This is a genomic window from Pseudomonas graminis (genome assembly GCF_900111735.1).
GTDB classification, from domain to species: Bacteria; Pseudomonadota; Gammaproteobacteria; order Pseudomonadales; family Pseudomonadaceae; genus Aquipseudomonas; species Aquipseudomonas graminis.
In genome coordinates this window covers 1-7,150 of sequence record NZ_FOHW01000074.1, presented here as the reverse complement: position 1 = coordinate 7,150, position 7,150 = coordinate 1, and the positions used below count along the sequence as shown (strand labels likewise).

Sequence of the window (7,150 nt, the reverse complement as noted above, 5' to 3'; positions counted from 1 at the left end):
GCGTTGCTGTGGCTGACCATCACGCCTTCGGCGTAGCTGAACCGGCGCATGCAATCGCCATTGCGATTGATTACTTCGATGAGTTGGCCGTTGTCGTCGTAGCGGTACTGGACGAGGGTTTCCACAGCCAGATTGTCGACGATGCGTTTGACGTCGCTCAGGCGTCCAAGCGGATTGTCGTAATGCAGGTGGATCCGCACGCCGCCGGGCGCGCTGATGTCGGTTAGCGTTCCTTCGACCGTGCGGGTGAAATGCATGTAATGGCCGAGGGCATTTTCCAGACGCTGTAACGGCACCGAGGTGTTGTCGTCCGGCACTTCGCCAAAGTAGAAAAACACGTTGTCCAGAGTTTGCAGCAGGTAGTGCCCACCGAGGGTGCGGACCAGATGAATCTGCTCGTAGGGGTTGTAGATGCGTTCGCCGGGCTCAATGTCGACAAAGGGCACGCTGCGGCCCTGATTGTCGGTGAGGTACACAAAGCTGCCGCTGCGACGCAGGCTCTGTTCCCACGGCAAGACCCAGCCTTGGCCCAGTACGCTGTCGACGGTCAGGTCGCTGGCATAGAAGCGGGACCATTCAATCGGCATCAGGCCGGGCAGTACGAAGTCGGTTTCGCCTGAATCCAGCAACAGTTTGCGGCCGGTCGTGAGATCGACGGGATTGCCGATAAAACCGCCCAAGACTTTCCCGACTACCGGACCAATGATGTAGGTGCCCGAGAGGTAGCTGGCGGCAACGGTAGCGCCGAAGCGCAGCGCGCACGGCCCTGCAACCTTCAACCCTTGCGTCAGCCCCAGCTTGGCGACTGATACCAACGCTTTACCCATCGATGCGACGATCATCAGCACGTCGACAACGACGCGAAGCCAACCCGGAATTTCGTCGTCGATATGGAGGTATTGAACCGTGCCGCCCCCGATGAACACATCGTTCGAGCCGCCTGAAATCCGTGCACCACAGGTCAGCCTGTCATCCTTGCGCGCTGCAGCCACGCTATTGATGAAGACGCTGGATGAGCCCTCGGCGACCTGCACCGGCGCCGGGTGTTTTTCGCACCGGCCGAGGCTGAGCTCGACATGCGCGGCATTGCGGTTGTTGATGTACACATCGGTAGAGCAGCCGGGGAGCTGAATCTCCCCGGCCGGCGAGCTGAATTTCTTGCCGAAATACTCCCCAAGGCAGGCAGCGCACTCGCAAGGGCCCCACTGCAATGGGTATGAGCACAGCAACAACTAAATAGGCCTATGTGCGCCTAACGAATCCCATCCCACGTATACTATCCAGTCAGGGTAATAAGACTCTCAGCACACATAAACCTACATACCTAAATTACTAAAAAAGCATCATTCTCATAATAGAACTTGAAAGCCCTGAAATAATCATCGGTTTTAGCGCCAGCCATTTGCTGATCCAAATTAGATATTACATCTTCGATCAATGCTTTATCTAAGGATGCTATCCAGCCTTCGCTAGCTACCTGCGGCGGTAGATAATCAGTAGAGTCAGGCGGAAAATCCCAGGAATTTAACGAGAATGCACCTTTAGTATCCAATTCCCAATCTGTAGGCGGCAGATAAAACCATGACTCGGGCATCTGATCGATGTTTTCTATCACTTCTCTGATACTGTAAAGCTTCATAAACTCACCTTAGCATGCGGAACTCTGTAATTTTTTAAATCCACCCTGTTGATTTGGGTGGAGGCTTTGTTGTACCGGGCCAGCAGCTTTATGCTGTGCTCTAGGAATCAGTTCAATGTCTTTCGGCGACTGTGCGTTGTGGTGCCAAGAGTGATTCGGCCGGCGGGAAGGTTGGAAGCAGAAGCACGTTACCGCACTAAAAAAATCGGCGACCCTCATCCGCGTTCTGAACGAAGGAGTCCAGCAAACTGCCTATCACAGCGAGATTGAATCGCATGCTCCGCCTGATTCCGCCGAGAAGTCTTAACACTATTCGTTTTATAGCAACCAAACTGGGACTACCGACTTATAAAACCAGGACTAAACATCACAAAATTGATTTATAAGCCACCCTTAGTTGACTAGCATACTTCTTACTACTGGGTATGCGGATTGCTTTTAAATATGAATCTAGTAACTCCGGCTTAGATACGAGCAGACACAACTCAATAAGATAAATATTCAAGAAATTTTTGTAAAAAGGATGCAGCTTCAGCACCACATCATCGTCGTCCTCTTCGCACTTCCCCTCTTGCTCATTTTCAGTGCCGTTGATCAACCTCAGTTTGGCAGAGAAAAAATCAAGAAACTGGTGCTTATTCTCTGCCACCTTTTTAAGGTCCGCTATCGAAACGCTTGCGGCATTCATTTTATTAACATCGTGACCGAGCAAAATCTCAGCAACCGGCTCGTCATTGACTGCGACTTTCCGCCCTATTCTTAAGAATTCGAGAAGCTCTACATAGGTGTCGCTTCCAACCCAATCGCATACATCATTAACATCTACCATATATCCAACTTCTTATCGACTGGAGGACAAGCCGTGTAACGTATGCAGTTGATGTGTAGCCTTGCATTTTTTTATTCAGTGTACTTTAAGGAGTTGCCAAAGCTGATATCTAAAGCATAAAAGCAGTGATCAAGGTTACTATCCACCCGACCACTAAATCCGCAAACCACTCAACAATCCAAATAAGTCAAGACAGATCGAAGTAAATTTCTACGAATTGATTAAAATTCGACCACTGCGGCTTAAGTTTTCCTTGCGCAAAGTCAATCAGATCTTGACCTAGCGACAAATCTATAACCTCGCCGGTGATTATATTATAAAACCCCGCTGTCACCTTCAAAACTATCCAAAGGAAGATATTCCTTAGGAACATTAAGGGTTTCATGCGCTAGCTTTACGGCAAGTTAAAATTTGGAGTTTTTAGAAAACCAACAAACCTGGTAGATTTCTCTTCCGTTTTGCATAAAAGTGGGACCGTCCTCCACGTGAAGGGAGAATTCTGCAAAATCGGACGAAATATCCACACCCAATTTTTTTAGCTCGACTTCATAGTCGGGGCTTGCGTAATCGACCCACCAACCTTCATCCTTGCAAAATTAACAACCTTGCTGGAGAGCATTTTACTTACCCACAGTTTGCAAAGACTCAAGAATCGACAGGGTTTCGTCTTCCGACTTCCCGTTTGCGCGCCCCTTCCGCTACCATTTTTGATCTCCGTCAAATAAATCTCTATATAAGTATCAGGCCACTCTGATAATAACCCACCGGCCAGCGGCCAGCGTAGTACATGTTCACGATAATTCTCCAATGATCTCCGGTAGCGAAATACTCCTCGGCTGCATATTGCCGAAAGGCATAGCAAATACCATTCCGCGCTGCGGTGCTGAAATCATGTGGGCCCGATTTGAACAAAGTTTTATCCAACCCTCTAGTGGCCGCCATAACAGCTTTATTCATTCTCAGCCTTATATCAACAAGCTCCTTAGGAAGCTCGGGAAACCTGTAGAAAGGATCATCCTGCGTCGGAGCAGTCGGCAACCACTCGACTTCATTATACATACCAATGAAATCGGTATCGGAGGGATTCACAAACACTGCTCCTACACTAGGGACATATATAAGCCCTTCCGAGTTACTACTTGGCTCTCCCATCTTGCTAAAAAAGTCACTACTGGCAATTCGATCTATTTCTATGTCAACATTAAACATACTAGAGTCTCAAATCAGTGATGGTTCCAGGGGGCAGTGCTTTTCGGCTTTGCTGAATAGTGGTTCTGAGCACTCCTCCAGCCGCGTGAGGTCCGGGAATCCCTGGCAGAGAGTGATTTGGCAATGTACCGTTAGTAGGCATCAAGTTCCACCACTTATTAGCCCCCCCGCTTTCGAGAGGAATGATATGGTGGGGGGTTGCCCCTGAAGGCCAGGACCTTCCCGTATTAGCCTCCCACTGTTTCATTAAGTAGTTTTGATTACCCACAAACTCTTTTCGAGCCATCTGATTCTGAAACACAGTGCGCCGCTGCACAACAGGTAGATTCCCGCGCAATATCTCAGCTTGCTTCGCAGTAATACTTCCGCCGGGCGAGGCAACCTTATTAGCGTCGGCTACGACTTTGTTGACAAGCGAACCACACGTTAAGCCTAGTGGGTCAGACCAAGTCTGCGCATTAGGACCAAACTGGTATAAGTTCGTGCCCCCGAGCAATCCGATTGGATCTTGTGTCAGAAACCGCCCAACCTCCGGATCGTAATACCTGAACGTGTTGTAGTGCAGCCCTGTTTCGTCGTCGGAGTACTGACCCTGGAACCGCAGATTCTGCTTAACCTCGCTCACCGCCAACGACTCTATCTCACCCCACGCCTTGTACGTCGCCTGCCACACGATCTGGCCGTCGACATCCGTCATCTCCAGAGGCGTACCAATCTGGTCGGTATGGAAGTAGTAAAGCTTCTGCTCTGCCTCAGCTTCGTTTTGGTCAATCCGGGCAAGTGGCGCGTAGCCGCCTGGCTCATAAATATAGAGGCTGCTCTGCGAAGGCGTTTCCTCACGCAGCATCCGCAGGCCTTGCCAGAGGAATTGCTTGTGCTCGGTTCGTCCTTGAATCTCAGACGTCTTCCCAACTCGGCGCCCCAAGCTGTCGTACCGATACGTGCCAACGCTATGCGTCTGGCTGTTTACCATTGTCTCCGCGCGAACAAGGCGATTTTCGCAGTCGTAGCTGAAGGTCTGCAGCTTGCTCAGCCCTACCCGCTTCTCAATCAGGTTGCCCCAGGCGTCATAGGTATATTCCTGATCGCGCCATTGTTTTATGCGGTTGTCTTTGACCTGATCGAACTGGCTGGTGTTGAAGTTCAGGCGGTTGGCCGCAGCGTCGTACCGAAACTCTTCGCTATCAACCAAGCGCCCGGTGTCACGACTGTGCAGTTGGCCGTTCGCTTCATATTCGTATTTGATCTCGCCGCGCAGTTTGTCCAGCGTGCGGGTCAGTTCGCCTGCTGGATCGTACTCGTACCGCCGATGGATAGGGTTGTACGCATGATCCACCAACAATGAGGTGTTGATCCCTGGGTTCTGGATCTGCGACAGCTTTTCAGCCGGAATGGTTGATGCAAACTGCCAGCTCTTGCGGCCCATCGCGTCGTAACCAAAACAACTGGTTAGCTTGCCCTGGGACCGATAGACCTCCCGATGCAGGTCATCGCGCTCCATGTCGCTGATGAGCATTCCATCGAGGTTGAGTTGGTGCAGGTGGCCGCTGCCGTAGTACAGGTGATTGAGGTGCTGGCCCGTGGGCAATGTCAGCGTGGTCAGGTTGCTTAGCGGATCGTATTCGTAAGAGAGCGCGCCTTGCGGTGTGGTCTCTTTGATCAGGCGGCCCAGTATGTCGTAGTCAAACTCCAGCTTTTCTTCGCCGATGCCGAGCTTTTTACCAATCGCTGTAGGTAGTCGCGCTATCGACAGCAGCCGATCGTTCTCGTCATACCCGTAATCCTGCCGCGCATCCTGGTTGACCTTCGCCAGCAAGCGGCCAATCACATCACGCTCGAATTCGGTGCTGCGCTGCGGCCGCTCTGCCCTTTCGCCGTAGCCGATTTCATCCAGTCGCGTCAGATGCCCGCCCTGGTTGTAGTTGAATCTGCGGGTCAGGTTGTCGATGCGTTTCTCTTCGATCAGTCGATCCGACGCATCGTATGCAAACTCATAAGCCGCATTGTTTTCGTTGACCAGTGCTGTCAGGCGAATCGCTTTGTCGTACTCATAGCGAATCCGCTGGCCCTTCGCGTCCTGCCGGCTGCTTGGCAAACCGCGCGCAGTACGGAGCAAGCGTGTGGTCTGACCCTTGCCATCGGTGTGCGTCAGCACCTGGCCCAAGGCATTGTAGGTAAACGATTCGGACGTTCCATCCGGATGCTCGATGCGCACCACTTCGCCGTCGGGTTTGCGCTCAAGCCGTGTTGTCTGATTCAGCGCATCAGTGACAGCGATCAGATGGGACCGATCGTCATAGCTATAAAAGGTGCTTTTCCCTGAACAGTCCTGAAACCGCTCAACCTGCGCCAAGCCATTCCACCAGAGGTATTTCGACTTGTAGGTAGCATCAATGATGGTGTGCGGCAGGCCATCTTCGCTATTGAGGTACTCGGTCTTCTGGCCCAGCGGATCAATTTCAGCGATCAGATTGCCCTTATCGTCGTAACGGGCTTTCCAGACGCTGCCGTCCGGGAAGGCGGTTTCGGTGATCAAGGTGGTACTGAGGTGATAGCTGTAGGTGATGCTTCGACCGAGCGGGTCGGTCTCTTCGATCAGGCGCGAAAAATCATCGTACTTGAACGTCAGACGATTCCCGTCCGGCAGACTGATGGCGGTCGTGTTGCCCGCTTCATCCAGATCGATGCCGTAACGTTCGCCGCCAAAGTCCCGACTGGCGATGACCCGTTTGTCCTCGTTGTATCGCACTTCCAGTTCGCGCCCAAGGACGTCGACTGCCCAGGAAATACGATTTTGAAAGTCATAACGAAAATGAAAGTGTTCGCCGTCACTGGTCCAATGCTCAACCACGCGTGGCTGACCGTCGATGGTTTCCCAGCGGTAGTTGCAGCTCAAACCCAATGCGTTGCTGTGACTGGCCATCACGCCGTCGGTGTAGCTGAACCGACGCATGCAATCGCCATTGCGATTGATCACTTCGATGAGTTGGCCGTTGTCGTCGTAGCGGTACTGGACGAGGGTTTCCACGGCCAGGTTGTCGACGATGCGTTTGACGTCGCTCAGGCGACCCAGCGGGTTGTCGTAATGCAGGTGGATCCGCACGCCGCCCGGCGCACTGATATCGGTGAGCGTGCCTTCGACCGTGCGGGTGAAATGCAGGTAATGACCCAGCGCATTTTCCAGACGCTGCAACGGCACCGAAGTGTTGTCGTCCGGCACTTCGCCGAAGTAGAAAAACACGTTGTCGAGCGTTTGCAGCAGGTAATGCCCACCCAGGGTACGGACCAGATGAATCTGCTCGTAGGTGTTGTAGATGCGTTCGCCGGGCTCGATGTCGACAAAGGGCACGCTGCGGCCCTGGTTGTCGGTAAGGTAAACGAAGCTTCCGCTGCGGCGCAGGCTCTGCTCCCAGGGCAAGACCCAGCCCTGACCCAACACGCTGTCGACGGTCAGGTCGCTGGCATAGAAGCGG

The 7,150-nt window shown here is 52.4% G+C and carries 5 protein-coding genes; all 5 read right to left on the bottom strand.

The window, feature by feature from the left end:
- Window positions 1-1,232: DUF6531 domain-containing protein (locus tag BMY98_RS26285; protein ID WP_245760131.1), on the bottom strand; the 1,232-nt coding region annotated here is incomplete at its 3' end.
- A 92-nt stretch (window positions 1,233-1,324) separates the two neighbouring features.
- The gene (locus tag BMY98_RS26280) at window positions 1,325-1,639 is read right to left on the bottom strand and encodes a DUF7716 domain-containing protein (protein WP_074893696.1); all 315 of its coding nucleotides are present in this window, start codon (window positions 1,637-1,639) and stop codon (window positions 1,325-1,327) included.
- Between the two features lie 367 nt (window positions 1,640-2,006).
- Window positions 2,007-2,468: a hypothetical protein gene (locus BMY98_RS26275; protein WP_083398898.1), complete on the bottom strand. Its 462-nt coding sequence runs from the start codon at window positions 2,466-2,468 to the stop codon at window positions 2,007-2,009.
- A gap of 729 nt (window positions 2,469-3,197) precedes the next feature.
- Window positions 3,198-3,557, bottom strand: a complete 360-nt coding sequence (locus BMY98_RS26265; protein WP_245760130.1) for a hypothetical protein — start codon at window positions 3,555-3,557, stop codon at window positions 3,198-3,200.
- A 121-nt stretch (window positions 3,558-3,678) separates the two neighbouring features.
- Window positions 3,679-7,150: RHS repeat-associated core domain-containing protein (locus BMY98_RS26260; protein WP_245760129.1), on the bottom strand; the 3,472-nt coding region annotated here is incomplete at its 5' end.